Annotated in this window: 12 protein-coding genes; 7 read left to right on the top strand and 5 right to left on the bottom strand. The window is 41.5% G+C overall.

Going from position 1 to position 15544, the window contains the following annotated elements:
- Positions 1-3 precede the first annotated feature (3 nt).
- The 4 genes from FCV43_RS09520 to FCV43_RS09505 all read right to left on the bottom strand — a co-directional run bounded on the left by FCV43_RS09520 (position 4) and on the right by FCV43_RS09505 (position 2470).
- On the bottom strand, positions 4-711 hold the full coding sequence (locus FCV43_RS09520) for a hypothetical protein (protein ID WP_136995011.1): 708 nt from the start codon (positions 709-711) through the stop codon (positions 4-6).
- A 262-nt stretch (positions 712-973) separates the two neighbouring features.
- Positions 974-1690, bottom strand: coding sequence for a YebC/PmpR family DNA-binding transcriptional regulator (locus tag FCV43_RS09515; protein WP_017053875.1), 717 nt, complete (start codon positions 1688-1690; stop codon positions 974-976).
- A 92-nt stretch (positions 1691-1782) separates the two neighbouring features.
- Positions 1783-1992 carry a DUF3283 family protein gene (locus FCV43_RS09510; RefSeq protein ID WP_017053874.1) on the bottom strand — a complete coding sequence of 70 codons (210 nt, stop codon included), beginning with the start codon at positions 1990-1992 and terminating at the stop codon, positions 1783-1785.
- 280 nt (positions 1993-2272) lie between these two features.
- Complete coding sequence (locus FCV43_RS09505) at positions 2273-2470, bottom strand: PA3496 family putative envelope integrity protein (RefSeq protein WP_017053873.1); 198 nt, start codon at positions 2468-2470, stop codon at positions 2273-2275.
- A 360-nt stretch (positions 2471-2830) separates the two neighbouring features.
- Between FCV43_RS09505 and FCV43_RS09500 the strand changes: the two genes are divergently transcribed.
- The 3 genes from FCV43_RS09500 to FCV43_RS09490 are packed head-to-tail and all read left to right on the top strand — an operon-like array spanning position 2831 to position 5076.
- Entirely contained in the window at positions 2831-3655 is an 825-nt protein-coding gene (locus tag FCV43_RS09500; protein ID WP_017053872.1) for an ABC transporter ATP-binding protein, read from the top strand.
- A gap of 9 nt (positions 3656-3664) precedes the next feature.
- Positions 3665-4597, top strand: a complete 933-nt coding sequence (locus FCV43_RS09495; RefSeq protein WP_136995010.1) for an ABC transporter ATP-binding protein — start codon at positions 3665-3667, stop codon at positions 4595-4597.
- The gene (locus FCV43_RS09490) at positions 4594-5076 is read left to right on the top strand and encodes a transcriptional regulator (RefSeq protein ID WP_136995009.1); all 483 of its coding nucleotides are present in this window, start codon (positions 4594-4596) and stop codon (positions 5074-5076) included. Before FCV43_RS09495 ends, FCV43_RS09490 begins: the two co-directional genes overlap by 4 nt.
- 320 nt (positions 5077-5396) lie before the next feature.
- Here FCV43_RS09490 and FCV43_RS09485 read toward each other — a convergent pair whose 3' ends face one another.
- A complete protein-coding gene (locus FCV43_RS09485) occupies positions 5397-7373 on the bottom strand; it encodes a replication initiator protein RctB domain-containing protein (protein ID WP_136995008.1) in 1977 nt (658 codons plus the stop codon).
- 1428 nt (positions 7374-8801) lie between these two features.
- On the opposite strand from FCV43_RS09485, the gene FCV43_RS09480 reads away from it, so the two are divergent.
- The 4 genes from FCV43_RS09480 to FCV43_RS09465 all read left to right on the top strand — a co-directional run bounded on the left by FCV43_RS09480 (position 8802) and on the right by FCV43_RS09465 (position 15459).
- The gene (locus tag FCV43_RS09480) at positions 8802-10019 is read left to right on the top strand and encodes a ParA family protein (protein ID WP_017053867.1); all 1218 of its coding nucleotides are present in this window, start codon (positions 8802-8804) and stop codon (positions 10017-10019) included.
- Positions 10020-10026: 7 nt separating this feature from the next.
- On the top strand, positions 10027-11001 hold the full coding sequence (locus tag FCV43_RS09475; RefSeq protein ID WP_017053866.1) for a ParB/RepB/Spo0J family partition protein: 975 nt from the start codon (positions 10027-10029) through the stop codon (positions 10999-11001).
- 92 nt (positions 11002-11093) lie between these two features.
- Positions 11094-13262, top strand: coding sequence for a tRNA(Met) cytidine acetyltransferase TmcA (locus FCV43_RS09470; RefSeq protein ID WP_136995007.1), 2169 nt, complete (start codon positions 11094-11096; stop codon positions 13260-13262).
- A 499-nt stretch (positions 13263-13761) separates the two neighbouring features.
- A complete protein-coding gene (locus FCV43_RS09465) occupies positions 13762-15459 on the top strand; it encodes a DUF342 domain-containing protein (RefSeq protein WP_136995006.1) in 1698 nt (565 codons plus the stop codon).
- Positions 15460-15544: the final 85 nt, after the last annotated feature.

The following is a 15544-nucleotide window of genomic DNA, read 5'->3' as shown; positions in this document are numbered from 1 at the left end:
CCCTTAACCACGACTTTGACCGACGAGTGCTCTTGCTGTCTCAGTTTCTAGATTTTGAGGATCCTTAGACTCCATCAACGCCATCCACTTTTGGGCTTGTTCCCTATCATTTGCTCTTAATGATGCTTGAATCGCATAACGATAAATCCATGCCGTTGCCGCAAAAGGTTGCTGTTCGAACTGAGGTTCTGTTAGTAGCGCTAAGTAGAGATCGTAACCCCGCTCAAAATGGTTAAACATGTCGGGAAGAGAGGAGTAGGTTGCTGCCGCCAGCGCACGCGTCAGATAGCTCTCAGGAATGCCTTGAATGCGTTCTTGCTGCACGAGAGGGGTAAGTTGGCTATCAAGTAAGGTAAGTCCCTTATTTATCGTGGCGAGCCCTTTCTCAACGTACTTCATTTTATTCCAAGGCAAGAATGCATCTCGCCCTTGTAGCGTTTCTGTACTGCCTAAGTAGACTAAAGTGAGTGGCGTAGCGCCTTGTTGTTTTATAAGCGAGGTCAACTGTTGATAAACGTCTTCTACCTTATCTTCATCCCCTTGTGCCGCTTGATTATACGAATTGATCAAGGCTGTGGGTGGGTTCGCTTTTGCCATATTCGTGCCTAGCAACACACAGCAACTGACAATGGCTACAGCGGCCAGAATTTGGCGAGTAACATATAACGCAGGAGAAAATGTTGAAGGTAATAAATGTGTGCGAGTGGTCATAATTGCTGTCCCTTTCAAATGTTGATATTGAAAGGTTACGGACAAAAATGGAATGCCGCCGCACTGTGCGACGAACGGCAATAAATGAGGATAAACGGAATGTACTAAGCGTGAATGGCGCGTAGCTTGATACACACTTTGTACTCCCACGGTCAATGGCAAGTAAAATGGTAAAAACAAGGTATAAAAAAGCCGAGCATTTCGCTCGGCTTCTATTTATTCTCAGCTTCACCCAATCATGGAAAAGCTAATCGACCATCAATTACAGCTCAGCGTTGTGGTAAACCTGCTGAACATCATCACATTCGTCTAGCATGTCTAAGAATTTTTGGAACTTCTCAGAATCTTCTTCAGCCACTGGCGCTGTAGTTTGAGGAACGAAAGTAATTTCCTCAACATCTAGAGTCAGCTCTGGGAATGCAGCCGTTAGCGCCGTCTTCGTTTTGAAGAACTCAGTGGTTGGAGCGAATACAGTGATCACACCGTCTTCTAGCTCAACATCTGTTACGTCTACGTCTTCCATCATTAGTGTTTCAAGAATGACTTCATCATCTTCGCCTTTAAACTGGAATACAGCTTGGTGAGCGAACATGTGAGAAACAGAACCTTCTACGCCGATTTTCGCACCTGTTTTAACAAAACATTGGCGAACATCTTGGAATGTACGGTTACCGTTGTCCGTTAGACAGTCAACGATTACGCTTGTGCCACCAGGGCCAAAACCTTCGTAACGAGCTGGCACGTAATCTTCACCACCGCCGCCGTTTGCTTTATCGATCGCTTTATCGATAACGTGCGCAGGTACTTGGTCTTTCTTCGCTTTAGCAATAAGGTGCTTCAGCGACAGGTTCATATCTGGATCTGAACCACCATTTTTCGCGCACATGTAAATTTCTTTACCGTATTTGGAATAAACTTTAATTTTTGCGCCTGCAGTTTTTGCCATTGAGGCTTTGCGCACTTCAAAACTTCTTCCCATCGGGATCTTCTCTCTGATTCAATTTAACAGGGCAGATTCTAGCAAAAAGTGAGACCATTAATGCCCACTAATGCAGAAGAAAAGCGTTTCGCTTATGCGACGCCCATTACTCGCTTGTATTTGTCAACAGACTGCGCAAACCATACTTTTTCTTGTTCATCGACAATTTTGTTGGCTTGCTCGGTAATTGCTTCAGGACCCGCTTTAGCTTGCTTTAATTTCCAAACTAAAAACGATGCCTGTTTATCCAGCTCGATTTTATTTTTCTCATCGGGAGGAAGCAATGACAGGTTAATCGACATAGGCAGCCCATTCAGTAATACATTTGGGCTGGAAATATAACATAGAGCAAATAAGATTTCAGAGTAGAAAATACGATTAACAGCAAGAAAACCGCACCTTTTTCACTTCTTTTTATTCGAATCACACACAATTGAGCAGCAAATCAGCAGAATGAATCTTAATATCATTGCACCACCGCACAGCATCGGGCTGATAATATTTAACTTCAGGCAACAAAAAAGGTGGACTCGGCCACCTTTTGAATTCTCGTTTATTGCAACGCGGTATCTCTATTTTTGATTAATGAAGTAATCCTAGTTCTCTCGCCTCATCCATACTTAAACCACTTTCACGAATCTCTCTCATCGCTTCGATACGTCTACGAGCTTCAGCTGATTTTAGTTGGCGTTCAGGTTTATGGTTAACTTCTTCTTCCGTGATATCCCACGTATTTGCAATATTTGTCATTTCGTCATGGTTAATTGAATTAATCGACATGTTTTCCTCCGAAAGCACCATGTAGCGGACAGGTAATCTGTAGCAAATGTGGTTTTCGTTGTTAAGACAATCTGTACTGAAATGTGATGATTCCGACGCTTCACAAACCTAATTAATAAATGCCTCATTTAAACTTTGCCAAAAGCATTTTCTGCAATTACATTTAAAAGATTCCCCATAAGAAATGTGGTTTGATCCATCTCTCATTTTCCCTCTCACCATTCTTCTTTTCCGCTGAAAATTCGTGTAACAACTCAAGATAAATTTCGAGCCACTTCATTATTTTTGTGCTCACCGCTTTCACTAAATTCAACACATGTTAATGATAATGGTTATCAATATCATAACTGAGTATTTATCATGTCTGTGGGAAATTCAGATACACCACTTCTCGAAGTGAAGAATTTATGCGTCGACTACATCACCGATGATGGTGATTTCAACGCGGTCAAATCCGTCAGCTTTAGCATTGGCCAGGGTGAGATTTTTGGGCTAGCCGGAGAGTCTGGCTGTGGCAAAAGTACCATCGCGTTTGCTATTAACCGTCTGCATAAGCCGCCCGCGTTCATATCTGGTGGCCAAATATTCTTTGGCGGACAGGATCTGTTGAGCTTATCCGACAACCAATTGAATACCTTGCGTTGGAGCGAAATTGCTATGGTGTTCCAGAGTGCGATGAATTCACTCAATCCCGTGTTAACCATTGAAGAACAATTTGCCGACGTGCTGCGCCATCATAAAGGAATGGACAATAAACAAGCGAAAGATCGCGCAGAAAAGTTACTCGACTTGGTCAACATTCCGCGCCACCGGCTCACCGAATACCCTCACCAATTCAGTGGGGGAATGCGTCAACGTTTAGTCATTGCCATTGCCCTCGCACTTAACCCTAAACTGATCATCATGGACGAGCCGACAACGGCTCTAGATGTGGTAGTACAGCGTGAGATTTTGCAGCAGATACACCAACTCAGAGAGGAGTTTGGCTTCTCGATACTCTTCATTACCCACGATTTGGCATTAATGAGTCAACTATGCGATCGCATTGCCATCATGCGTCACGGCCAAATCGTTGAAGTCAACCAAGCCTATCAAATTCGTAACAATCCGCAGCACTCCTACACCCAAAAACTATGGAGTTCTTTCCCTAATATTCACGAACATGCTCACGCGACAGCCTGCTAGGAGAGCTCTATGTCACAACCTATTTTTCAAGTAAAAAACCTCGTTAAAGAATTCACTGTCGGCGGTGGGTTTGGCAAAGAAGAAATATTCAGAGCCTTGCACGGCGTAAGCTTTGACCTATATGCGGGAAGAACGTTAGCACTGGTTGGCGAGTCTGGTTGCGGGAAAAGCACGTGCGCGAGGCTGATGACCAAGGTTTACCCTGCAACTGAGGGAGAGATCCTATTCAACGGCAAAGACATTTCTACATTCAACAGCCGCAAAGACATCTTGGATTACCGCAGCCGTGTGCAAATGGTGTTTCAAGACCCATTTGGCTCACTCAATCCTACTCACACCATAGAGCACCACTTAACGCGCCCGCTTATGATTCATAAGCAAGTCGCCAATAAATCGGCTCTAGAAGAGCGCCTTAAAGAGTTATTAACGCTGGTGGAGTTACCCGTCGAAACTCTCGCGAAATACCCTCATGAACTCAGTGGCGGCCAAAGACAGCGGGTTAACCTAGCCAGAGCACTTGCGGTTGGGGCTGAAGTCATTCTTGCCGATGAACCGACCTCGATGTTGGATGTTTCAATTCGACTTGGCGTGCTCAATCTCATGCAAAAAATGAAGAAAGAGCTTGGGATAGGCTTCTTGTACATTACTCACGACCTTGCGACCGCACACTACATAGCAGAAGAAACCGCGGTAATGTATAAAGGACAGATCGTCGAATGGGGATCAACTAAGTCGATCTTAACTAACCCGCAGCACCCATATACGAAATTGTTGATCTCTGCGGTGCCAGATCCCGATCTGCCATTTGGTGAACTCGTAAAAAATGAGCCAAACTATTCCATAGACGCAGATCGTATTCGAAAACAGAGCAGCGAAATACAGCATGAAGTTAAGCGAGTCGCAGATAATCACTTTGTTAAACAGTGGGATAATGTTGCATGAATGAACTAGACACTTGGTTAGAGCCCGTCGGAGATTGGTACAAAAACCGAAAGCATGATCAAGTGGAACGGTTAGAACCTTTGATCTTAACGCCTCCAGATGCACTCTGGGGGCCTTTGATCACGGATGAACAAAGCAAAGGCATCGCATGTTGGTTAGACGGCTGCCTGCGTATCTTTACTTTCTACCGAAATTCAAACCAAAATCCACATCATCAAGAAAAAGCCTACCAATATCTGATGTTCGCTTACAGCAAGCTTCAGGCGGTATGTTGTGACACGAGAGCGGAGCCGGATTTACAAGAGTGGTGTACGCAGAGAGTGCAGCATTTGTGTGTACTCGCTTTGGAGTTTGCGAATCAACAACAAGGGGCGCGCTGGTTACAAGAGTCCGAAAAATTGATCGAATCGCATGTCCGCTTTATGACAAGCCAGTCTCAGAACGATGATCAAGGTAGTGTGAAACATCAGATTCACTGATCATCCCCTATCAATCCAATATCAACTCATCAAAATAACAGTCCACTTAAAACAACAAGATCCATTGAAAGTATGATCTGAACTTGATCATGCTTCGGCATTTAATAATGTAAACTTTTGATTTTTAATGGTGAATGGAATTTAGGGCAAAAAAAAGCGAGCTCCGAGGAACTCGCAAAATCAATTCAGAATGAATGTAACAATATGAGCCAATCTATTAATTCATCAGAAAGGACAAAAGGTTGTCTATTCGGGATAAATAATAAGCAAGTAACACATTGGTTATGTCAGTTCATCGTCAAGGTTATGTCTGATTATCATCAAATACCAATCGCCACTTCATCCAATGCGCGGAAAACAGCTTCATCTAAATGTCCATCAAAGACTTGCTTGCAAATTTTACGTCGAACCGCCAAACCAGAAATTAAGCGCTCAATAGAGAGGTGTTTGTTTTCACTCTGAGTATTATAAAGTTCAATCATCTTACTCAGTGTCTCGTAAGGAATAACCTGCTCTCCCACGCGAAGCCAATCTAACTTATCAATAAGCTCTGAACACTCCTCTTTGATTGAATTAGGTGAATGTCCGGTCATAGCAGCTAAAGCCATTATGCTGCGTTCTAGTGCCTCTGGTGAGGTGTATTTAGAGAGCGTGATCGTAATTTCGTCAGCGTTGATTTCAACCAGGTGTTTTCTCTGCTTAACTCGACGACCAAGTTTGCCACGTGGAGATGGCGATTTACGTTGAATCGGTTCGAACTCACCATCAATGATCTCTGAAAGCTCTTCGAGTTTCTGCTTAGACACCATTTCATTTCGCAGCGGATTTGGTAGGGTTGGCGCCATGTTTCGCTTACCTGCATTCGTGGTACGGGCACGTGAATAACGCAACACTTCTTCCACATCGCATTTGATATCGACTTGATAATCTGTTGGCTTGCCTTTTTCTTCGATCGTCCCGATCGTTAAGTGGTAGCCCCATAGATTTACGACAAATAGATCCTCTGATTTTTTACCTTCAGACAGTCTTTTCAATTCACGGATCAAATCCATTGAAAAACGACGCCATTCAATATTTCTAGCCAGTTTTTGGTTCAGTTCGCTGAGCAACATACTGTCAGTATGACGACGTGCCATACGAGTCCTAAAGTACGAATACAATTGGAAAACTAGCGTATGTTGTCTCAAGATTTCTGGTGGAAATAGGAAGAAATAATCACGAGTCATTAGCTCTTCGTAGAAGGATGGCTCCCAAACTAAGATATATAGGTTCGGTTTAATGCGTATTTCGCCGTCAGAGCCTTCTGTAGGGGCTTCTTCTGATGCAGTAATAGTACGAGCTAGAAATCTAAAACGATCGCTCTTAAAGCCTTCAGGCATGTTTTCACTTAACCATCGGCCAGTGAGTTCATGCAGCTGAAAATCGGTGAATTCAATTCTGTCGATACTGTCTCGAATCGAATCGCGCGCAGGGCCACTGTCCTTCTTACCTCTAAGTGATAAAATATCGGTAATATACAGGGGCGTTTTATTTGGCGTCGGTTTCGCATCAAGGTGGTAGTCATCTTGATGGTGATCGTGATATTGAACCGTGAGTGTAAACAACGCAAAAAGCGTCATCAGATCATCAACGGTCATAATGTTTTTCGATGATCTTGTTTCGATCACCGCTCTAGTGCCAGAGATGGACACCATCGATTTCTGGTAACTTTTTCGAGTTCTTGGCGGTGCAAGTGCTTGATCTATGATCCCGGCCCAATTCGTTGGAGATACCACAAATTGATCGGCTTCATCTTTCATGCTTGGTGGTGTGTTCAACCCATGTTCATTGAGTAAACGCTTGTTCACTTTTGTTTGGGCTAGTGCTTTAGAACGTTTCTGTTTTTCGTTAAATTTGGCAGATTCAGTGATCAAGCTGGTCGCACCCAAAACAGAAATTAACTGATTGGGATTTACAAATTTATGTAACATCGTTTTACCAGCAAGACCCTCTTCGAAGCGAACTGGTGTTTGTGAAAATAAACCGATGTTTACCGCAGCTCTTAATCTTTGTTGTAGAGCTGCTCTTGTTAGCTGACCTTCGGTAGCTTCAACAATATCTGTTGTTGAAACATAACCATCTTTGCTGGTAAAGCTTCTTAAAGAGATCAGATTGAGCAATTCAATGATGCTTTTGGTCACTCCTTTGAAGTGTTGATATTGTTCAATCCAATCAACAGCAGCTTCAGAAACTTCAAACATGTGACCATCTTTATGGCTACGCGGGGCTTTAATTAGAATTTTTTGCACAGAGGTCATGATTAGATCCGTATCACACTAGCCGTAATGTCATTATAGTTCCCAAAGAATAAAGAAAAATAGATCATAAATAAAGAAAAAACTTATTGTTTTTAAATAACTGATCTTTCTGATTAATATGATTATATTGATAATATGATCTAATGATCTGGGTGTGAATTTGTTCGTAAGTTATTGTAAATAAACATGTAAAAAAAAAGCACATCAGAAGCATGATCATCAAATGATTGAAACGATGATCAATCAAACCTAGAAAGTATGATCACCTAGATCTAGAAGCATGATCATTAAAGGAAGCAAAGAATGATCAAGATGATTTCGAAACTATGATCATCTGCCCTACACATGTTATCCACAGATCTTTTTTATCCATTGCTGATATTTTTTATTTATCCCACGCGATTGGCCACAATCTTCATTAAAACCGTGTCAAATGGCTAGGAAGCATGATCACGATAAGGCGATTTGAGGAGATTTTCATTCTAACTGGTTAAGTTTACATCAAATTTGAATTTTGATTTCTGATTTTTGGTTAACTCGATTTTTGTTTATTAGATAGAAAGCATGATCAAGGTTATATTCTTTTGATTTTTGGTGAGGTAAGCCTATGTTCATGTACGTATTATCGAAGGAATTTGCCATGAAGCCTTATTCTATCTGCATTTGCCCGTAGTTTGTGGTTAAAAACTCATGCTTCCGTGTATTTATATGGTGATCATTGTTCCGAATATAGATCATTAAGTTATATGATCTACGTTCTGTGTATGTTAACTCAAATTCACCTTGATCATCGTTCGGTAATGCCGTTAAACCTCCGTAAACATGATCAAGGAAGCTATCATGATCATGCTTCCTAAATTTTGATAGGATTTACACGGTTTAAAGCTGATCTTAGTTATCGTAATCTGATAATGAAGTTGCTAGTTTTCTAGATTTTATGTCGACATCTTTCTCTTTTTGGGCCTGTTTATTATGAAAATGACGTTATTTTTATGAGAAACGCTGCGGTTTATGGGGCATGGAGATATACTTATTTTATTACTTGTGTGCTTTTGTGAAAAAATTCACCAAGATGGTTTCTTATTTCGATGACTGAATGCGCGACATATTGTGAGTTGGCGTTTCTTTCCCGCTTATAGTGGAAATAGTTAGAAATACATCAACCGTAAGTTGTGAAGGAAAAGTAATCGTTCCGAAGATTGTGTGTTTTACACTGTAAATGAGTGACGCTGTAACACTTTTATTCTGCGGTTTATTGCCGCTTGTTCTCCTGATAAATATGTTCATAAATAGTGAGACTTCACAGTATTTAACGATAATGTTTAATATTTATTGTGATTAAGCTCAAAAATGTATGTTCACCTTTTTGTTGTTTTGCTTTTAATTTGCTGTACAATTTGTTCAAGATATTTTTAACGGAATTTGGCAATGAAAAGAGAACAAACAATAGAAAATCTCTATAGGCTAGCCGAGCAAACACAACAGGTTCAAGCTGATCGTATTGAAATTGTATTAGAAGAGCGTAGTGATGATCGTTTTCCTCCGATGTCTAAGGCATTAATGGAGACTCGTTCTGGATTAACTCGTCGAAAACTGGATGATGCAATCAGTAAATTAGAAGCTCAAGGGCATCAATTTACGAAAAATAATGCCAATCACTACTCTATATCACTTCAAGAAGCACACATGATAATGGATGCTGCTGGGGTTGATAAATTTCACCAGCGTAAAAAACACGGCAATAACAAGCCGTGGGTTATTAATGTTCAGAACCAGAAAGGTGGAACAGGCAAGTCAATGACCGTTGTTCACCTTGCTGCATGTTTGTCTCTTAATTTAGACAAGCGTTACCGTATTTGTCTTATCGATTTAGATCCACAAGGCTCTTTACGTCTATTTCTGAATCCACAAATTAGTGCTTCTGAGCATGAGAATATCTACTCTGCTGTCGATATTATGCTGGATAATGTTCCCGAAGATGTCGATGTTGATGCTGAATTCCTACGCAAAAATGTGTTGTTGCCAACTCAATATCCGAACTTGAAGACGATTTCTGCATTCCCTGAAGATGCGATGTTTAACGCTGAAGCTTGGCAGAACCTTTCTCAGGATCAGTCTCTAGATATTGTTCGCCTGTTAAAAGAAAAACTCATCGATAAGATTGCAGACGATTTTGATGTCATCATGATCGATACTGGTCCTCACGTTGACCCGTTAGTTTGGAATGCGATGTATGCCTCTAATGCTCTGCTTATTCCATGTGCGGCAAAACGACTGGATTGGGCATCAACTGTGAACTTTTTCCAGCATCTACCTACGGTTTACGAGATGTTTCCTGATGACTGGAAAGGTTTAGAATTCGTTCGCTTAATGCCAACGATGTTTGAAGATGACAACAAAAAGCAACTGTCAGTACTGACTGAAATGAACTATTTGTTGGGTGATCAAGTTACGATGGCTACGATTCCACGTAGTCGAGCATTTGAAACTTGCGCGGATACTTACAGCACCGTTTTTGATTTGACGACAAGTGATTTTGAAGGTGGTAAGAAAACCTTAGCGACCGCTCAAGACGCAGTCCAAAAGAGTGCATTAGAAATTGAACGCTTATTGCATAGTAACTGGTCGTCATTGAATCAAGGGTAATTAGAATATGGCTATTAAAACTTCTGACTTGAATGCTAAATTATTTGGTAAAGCAAATAAGCGCCGAGTTGTCACTCCTCAAGAAGCACAAACTGCAGCAAAAGATAAGACTCAGATTATAGAGTTGGCGGTGGCCGGAGAGGAACTTGTTTCATTCGAATTGATCCGAATACCAGCGAATAGCATCACAGAAAAGACGGTTGTTTTTGCGGAAAATGCCCGTGAACAGTCTTTTCTAAATGAACATGCTTTGTCTGATGTTTTAACGACATTGCGTGAACGTGGGCAGCAATATCCTGCTGTCGGCCGTAGAACTGAAGATGGAAGAATCGAAGTACTAGACGGTAGCCGTCGTCGCATGTCATGTATTCTTGCGGAAAAAGAGTTCTTAATCTATGTCGCTGATGATATCAATGCTGAACGCGCTAAGTTTTTGTCTGATGTTGCGAATGCTCATAAGCCACTTTCTCTGTATGAGAAGGGTAAAGAGATGCAGGCTAAGCTCGATAGTGGTGAAGCGGAAGATCAAAAAGCATTAGCCACAATGTTTCAATGCAGTGAAGCATTAGTGAGTGGGGCACTGAAAGCGGCATCATTGCCACTCGAACTGTTGCAAGCATACCCAAATGTGGGTGACTTAGGGCGTCCGACTATCGTTAAGTTACACAAGCAATTTGGTGAGTTAAGTGAACAAGAACAGTCAACTCTACTTGATAAGTGTTTATCTGAAGAGGGTTTCGTTTGGCAACGTAGCCAAGCCCAGGGTGTTGCTCGCTTAACAAAAGATGTGACTGAAACGATTGAAGCTTGGATCTATCAGTTATCACCACCTAAGAAAAATGCAACAGCAGCAAAAGTAGAATTTGTTAAAGGCAGAGCGAGCTATAGCCGCAAAGGTGCTAATTTAGCGCTCAATTTGAAGAAAGTTGACGATGCAACCATGCAAGAAATTCTAGATTTTGTTCAAACAAAATTAAACTAGTTTCAATATTTTACTATGTTCTCAAAAGCCGCCAAGTGCGGCTTTTTTTATGTCTTGTGATAATATTATCGTAGACTAATTTGAGAACCCTTATGAATTCACAACAATCTTTTTTAATTGATCTTGTCGATATCGCTCAGAAAAACAATCACCGCTATGGTGTTGTTTTAGGTGGCGACGCCCGATGGCAAGATATGCTTCTTTCATCCCACTTGGCAGATACTTTGCAATCTACTCAGCTAAACGAACCTACATTTTTTCAGCTCGGTGGAACAAAGGGAACAAATTGCGAATCTGTTAGTTTTAAACAAGGTAAACGCTTTTTGGGGAGAGAGTGTCAGCGGTTGATCTGTGACTTTCGTGATGGGTTTGACGCGAACAGTTTTAGCTCTGCACTTGGCTCGTTAGTCGGGGGAGGGCTATTAATCATCTTAGTCGCAGAAAATGAAGATGCGTCTCTCGCGCAGTATTGGCTGCAAGGCTGTTTGTCTCAACTGTATTTGATTGATTCAGAGAGGAGCTTGCCAACTCTTCCTTCAGTCATTGTTGATGATGGGCTGGATGATCAACCTCTTTCTATTCCTAGGCCCTTTCGCCAACAAACGGAAGCGATCGACATGATAAAAAATGTCGTGTTCGGACATCGTAAGCGGCCACTCGTATTAACAGCAGATAGAGGTCGTGGTAAGAGTAGTGCACTTGGTATCGCTGCATCTCAGTTGATGAGTGAACGCCCTCTTAAGATAATGGTCACGGCTCCCAATTCTCAAGCTGTTGCTCCTATTTTTGAGCATGCTTTTAAGGGCTTACCAAGCTCCACTTTTATCACAAAGCATCATTTGCAGACCTCATCGTCATCACTTGAATTTATTGCGCCCGATGAGCTTCTAAACCGAATTAACGAGTGTGATGTATTGTTTGTTGACGAAGCCGCTGCTATTCCATTACCAATGCTCAAAAGGTATGTTCAGCGTCATCACCGAATCGTTTTTTCTACCACAGTACATGGATACGAAGGGAGTGGCCGAGGCTTTGGACTAAAGTTTCAAGCGTGGCTTAATGAGGTAAGACCGGGTTGGAAGCCATTTTATTTAGAACAGCCTATTCGTTGGAATGTTGGTGATCCATTAGAAAAGTGGCTTTTCGATAGTTTTCTTCTCAATGCCGAGCTTGAGCCGATAGATGTTGAGCGCTCTAAATGTTGTATTGAAGAACAGAGCTTAGAGAAGATGAGTTGGCTACATTTGGATAAAGCTAAGTTAGTAGAAGCTATGTTAGTAGAAGCAGCGCTAAACAGTCAGTCTGTAGCAGACGTTGATACACTGAATGAATCGAGTCAGGGAAGCAATAATCCTCTCCGAGCGTGTTTTGCATTGTTGGTTAATGCTCATTATCAAACAACACCAAATGATTTGATCCAACTTCTAGCCGATGACTCAATTCATCTATTTGGACTTTTTTCTGGCGCAGATTGTATTGGTTGTCTTCTTGTTGTTGAAGAGGGGGATCTCTCTAGTAATTTAATCGATGAGATTCAACGTGGCAAACGACGACCTAAAGGACACTTAGTCCCAACGACTCTTGCTAACCATCTTGGAGCCACTGTAGCGGCGAAGCAGAAGTGCTTGCGTGTCATGCGTATTGCGGTTCATCCTGAGTTGCAAGGGCATGGATTGGGTTCATTCATGCTTAATAAACTCGAAGCCTCAACTCTTGTTTTTGATTACCTTGCGACGAGTTTCGGAGCGACTCAGCAACTTGTCTCATTTTGGAATCAAGTTGGATACGAAGCTTTACATATTGGTCATCAACGCGATCAAGCAAGTGGTTGTCACTCTTTACTCATGGTTAAACCCTTTGGTGCAGCCACTGAGGTTTGGTATGAAAAATCACATCAACGATTTATTCAGAATTTGAGTTATCTTATTTCCGATTCATTATCTTCAATGGAAGTGGATTTGGTTGTCACTCTTCTACCATCCCTTTCTACCGATTCAATTTCATCTGATGAGATTCACCTTCTTGATTGCTATATTTCAGGTGGTGGCAGTTTTGATAGCATTGCGGTTATTGCGTCTAAGTTAATAATAGAGATGTCGCTGAGCCACAAAGATGAAATAAGCGATTTGCTCATACTGAAAGTGATCCAAAAACGTAGCTGGGGTCAATGCTGTGAAATGTTGGGCCTATCAGGCAGAAAACAGGCTGAGCGTAATGTTCGAGATCATCTCCAGTTATTACTCAATTTACACTGTAAATAAATAGTCGAAGGGACGATTTACACTGTAAAGCGTCCCTCGATTCTAAATCATCCCTGCTTCCAAGAATTCACGTCAAAAGTTTAGGCTCATTCTTAGCTCATATTCGTCTCTTTTCTGTATTTATTAGTTCAAATATTTACTGATGATTAATAGCACACTGGATGTGGACATGACGCTCATAAGGTTGAATAAAAATCGAATGTTCTCAGACAGCGAGTAAATACACCCTATGGCGTCCAATAATTTATTGGCATATTTATGACGTCAATAATTTGTAAAAAAACTCAGATACTCAATAAGTTGAGAAAGATGAAGTAACAATTGATACGATTATTTACTGCATAAATCCTCGCCACGCAAAGAGCATAATTATTTCATTTCTTCATCAATGAAAGTAAGTGATGTAACGCTGATTATTGCTATGACAGCATTCTAACTATTTTATAATTTGGATAGACTGATTCTATAATGTCTAAGTTGTCTGTATGAGAGCGTAAATATGTGGAATAAAGTTGTCTCTATGTCTGAAGACGATAAGCAGGTCATAGCGAAACTGCCTTCGACGGTTGTTGTTGAAAGCAATTTCGATCAGACAGGGTTAGATGAAGTGCTTGATGCTTTAGATGCCCAAGACCTATGCTTATTAGAATCAGAGGTAACTCGTTTCATTAATTGCGCAAAAGATGGCAAAGGTGATGCTTACGAAGGTTTCGCTATTGCTGAGTCTCGTAATGCGACAGCGGTTGTTGAAGTCACTGACAACGACATGCTTGCCACTATGGTGATTACAGGTGCTTATCGTGGGCGAGGCTTACGTGGTAACGAAATTGTTCATGCGCTCGCAACTGCTCATGTAACGAAAGGCATAAATAAGTTAGCCCTAAAAAAAGTCATGGCCGTAAGCGCAAGTTTAGCTGGAGGCGAGGTTTTTAATCAGCCCGTGGCTCAAGGGAAAATGCCGATTCAAGGGACTGACAGCCAGTTTATCCCCTTAGTGGATGATGTGACTAAACAAGTACTTAAGCCTCAGGGCGATAAAACCAGCACTGGTAAGTTGGATATGCGTAATCTAGGTGAGACGATTACGGTCGCTGAAAACGAACAAGTAATGAAAAGAATCCCGTCAACAAAAGGTGAGGCTGGGTTTACTGTTCAAGGCAAAATTATCCCGCCTCAGCCAGGAAACGATGTTGCACTCCAACCCGGCAAGGGCACTCATATCTCCCCAGAGAACCCGAACTTATTACTTGCAAGTTTTGCTGGCATGCCGCTAATCAAGCCTAAAACCATTGATGTTGATAACGCCATGTGTGTGAAAAATGTAAGCGTGGCGACGGGACATATAAAATTTAAAGGTAGCGTTGTTATTGCTGGAGATGTTGAACCTGGGATGATTGTTAAAGCGACGGGTTCGATCACTATTGGTGGTTTTATTGAGTCGGCGGATGTTCGTGCTCAAGGCGATATACAAGTAGGAAAAGGGATCATTGGCCACACCGTTAGTGATGGTGAAGAAAAAAGCTGTCATGTGAGATCAAGTGGTTCAATAACGGCTAACTACGCTCAATTTTCAGATTTGCAAGCGGGACAAGATATAAGACTCAGTGTTCATAGTATGAATAATGAAATTCGCTGTGGTCATGATTTAATTGTTGAAGACGCTAACCAAAAGCAAGGTACCTTAAACGGTGGTTGCGCTAAAGTTGGACGCAAAATTCAATGTGTGCATTTAGGTGTTGAAGGGGACAATGCGACGAAAGTTATCCCGTTTGCTCGATACGACATGTATAAAGAGAAAATAGCTAAGTACAAAGAGCAGTATAAAATTGCGCAAGCTGCAACAATGGATGTTATTCGTAAAGAGATGGAGTTTAAGAAAAAACCAAAAGCGGAGCGGAGTGATGAAGAGGCGCACATTATTGAACAGATGAAAGCTCAAAACAGTGTGACTCTGGAAAAAGTGAAAAAACACCTTGAAGGGCTCGAGTTAGAATTTGATGGCTTACTGGAAACTGCGACGGTAGATGTGATTGATAAAGTGTACACCCGTGTGAGTGTTCATTATGGCGATGAGTTTATTACGACGAAACGAGTGCATGGACCGAGTGTTTTTTCATTTAATCATTATGAGATATCTTGCGAATCTAAACTGACAGAGGGAAGTGACGCGGAGTCTGATGGTGATGTTTCGATGTAATCAATATTAAAAATAAAGCCCTTATCAAGTAATAAGGGCTTTATTATCAATAACTATTTAGGACCCCATATTAATCAATACAGGT

Origin of the sequence: Vibrio genomosp. F6 (genome assembly GCF_005146325.1) — a bacterium.
GTDB lineage: Bacteria > Pseudomonadota > Gammaproteobacteria > Enterobacterales > Vibrionaceae > Vibrio > Vibrio cortegadensis.
The sequence above is the reverse complement of the archived record's forward strand: the minus strand, read 5'-3'. Positions and strand labels throughout refer to the sequence as shown.

What these genes read in the sequence shown, in the direction of transcription:
- FCV43_RS09495 (WP_136995010.1), top strand. Translation starts at nt 3,665, where the DNA reads ATGTCACAACCTATTTTTCAAGTAAAAAACCTCGTTAAAGAATTCACT.
- FCV43_RS09510 (WP_017053874.1), bottom strand. Translation starts at nt 1,992, where the DNA reads ATGTCGATTAACCTGTCATTGCTTCCTCCCGATGAGAAAAATAAAATC.
- FCV43_RS09490 (WP_136995009.1), top strand. Translation starts at nt 4,594, where the DNA reads ATGAATGAACTAGACACTTGGTTAGAGCCCGTCGGAGATTGGTACAAA.
- FCV43_RS09475 (WP_017053866.1), top strand. Translation starts at nt 10,027, where the DNA reads ATGGCTATTAAAACTTCTGACTTGAATGCTAAATTATTTGGTAAAGCA.
- FCV43_RS09485 (WP_136995008.1), bottom strand. Translation starts at nt 7,373, where the DNA reads ATGACCTCTGTGCAAAAAATTCTAATTAAAGCCCCGCGTAGCCATAAA.
- FCV43_RS09505 (WP_017053873.1), bottom strand. Translation starts at nt 2,470, where the DNA reads ATGTCGATTAATTCAATTAACCATGACGAAATGACAAATATTGCAAAT.
- FCV43_RS09470 (WP_136995007.1), top strand. Translation starts at nt 11,094, where the DNA reads ATGAATTCACAACAATCTTTTTTAATTGATCTTGTCGATATCGCTCAG.
- FCV43_RS09465 (WP_136995006.1), top strand. Translation starts at nt 13,762, where the DNA reads ATGTGGAATAAAGTTGTCTCTATGTCTGAAGACGATAAGCAGGTCATA.
- FCV43_RS09515 (WP_017053875.1), bottom strand. Translation starts at nt 1,690, where the DNA reads ATGGGAAGAAGTTTTGAAGTGCGCAAAGCCTCAATGGCAAAAACTGCA.
- FCV43_RS09500 (WP_017053872.1), top strand. Translation starts at nt 2,831, where the DNA reads ATGTCTGTGGGAAATTCAGATACACCACTTCTCGAAGTGAAGAATTTA.
- FCV43_RS09520 (WP_136995011.1), bottom strand. Translation starts at nt 711, where the DNA reads ATGACCACTCGCACACATTTATTACCTTCAACATTTTCTCCTGCGTTA.
- FCV43_RS09480 (WP_017053867.1), top strand. Translation starts at nt 8,802, where the DNA reads ATGAAAAGAGAACAAACAATAGAAAATCTCTATAGGCTAGCCGAGCAA.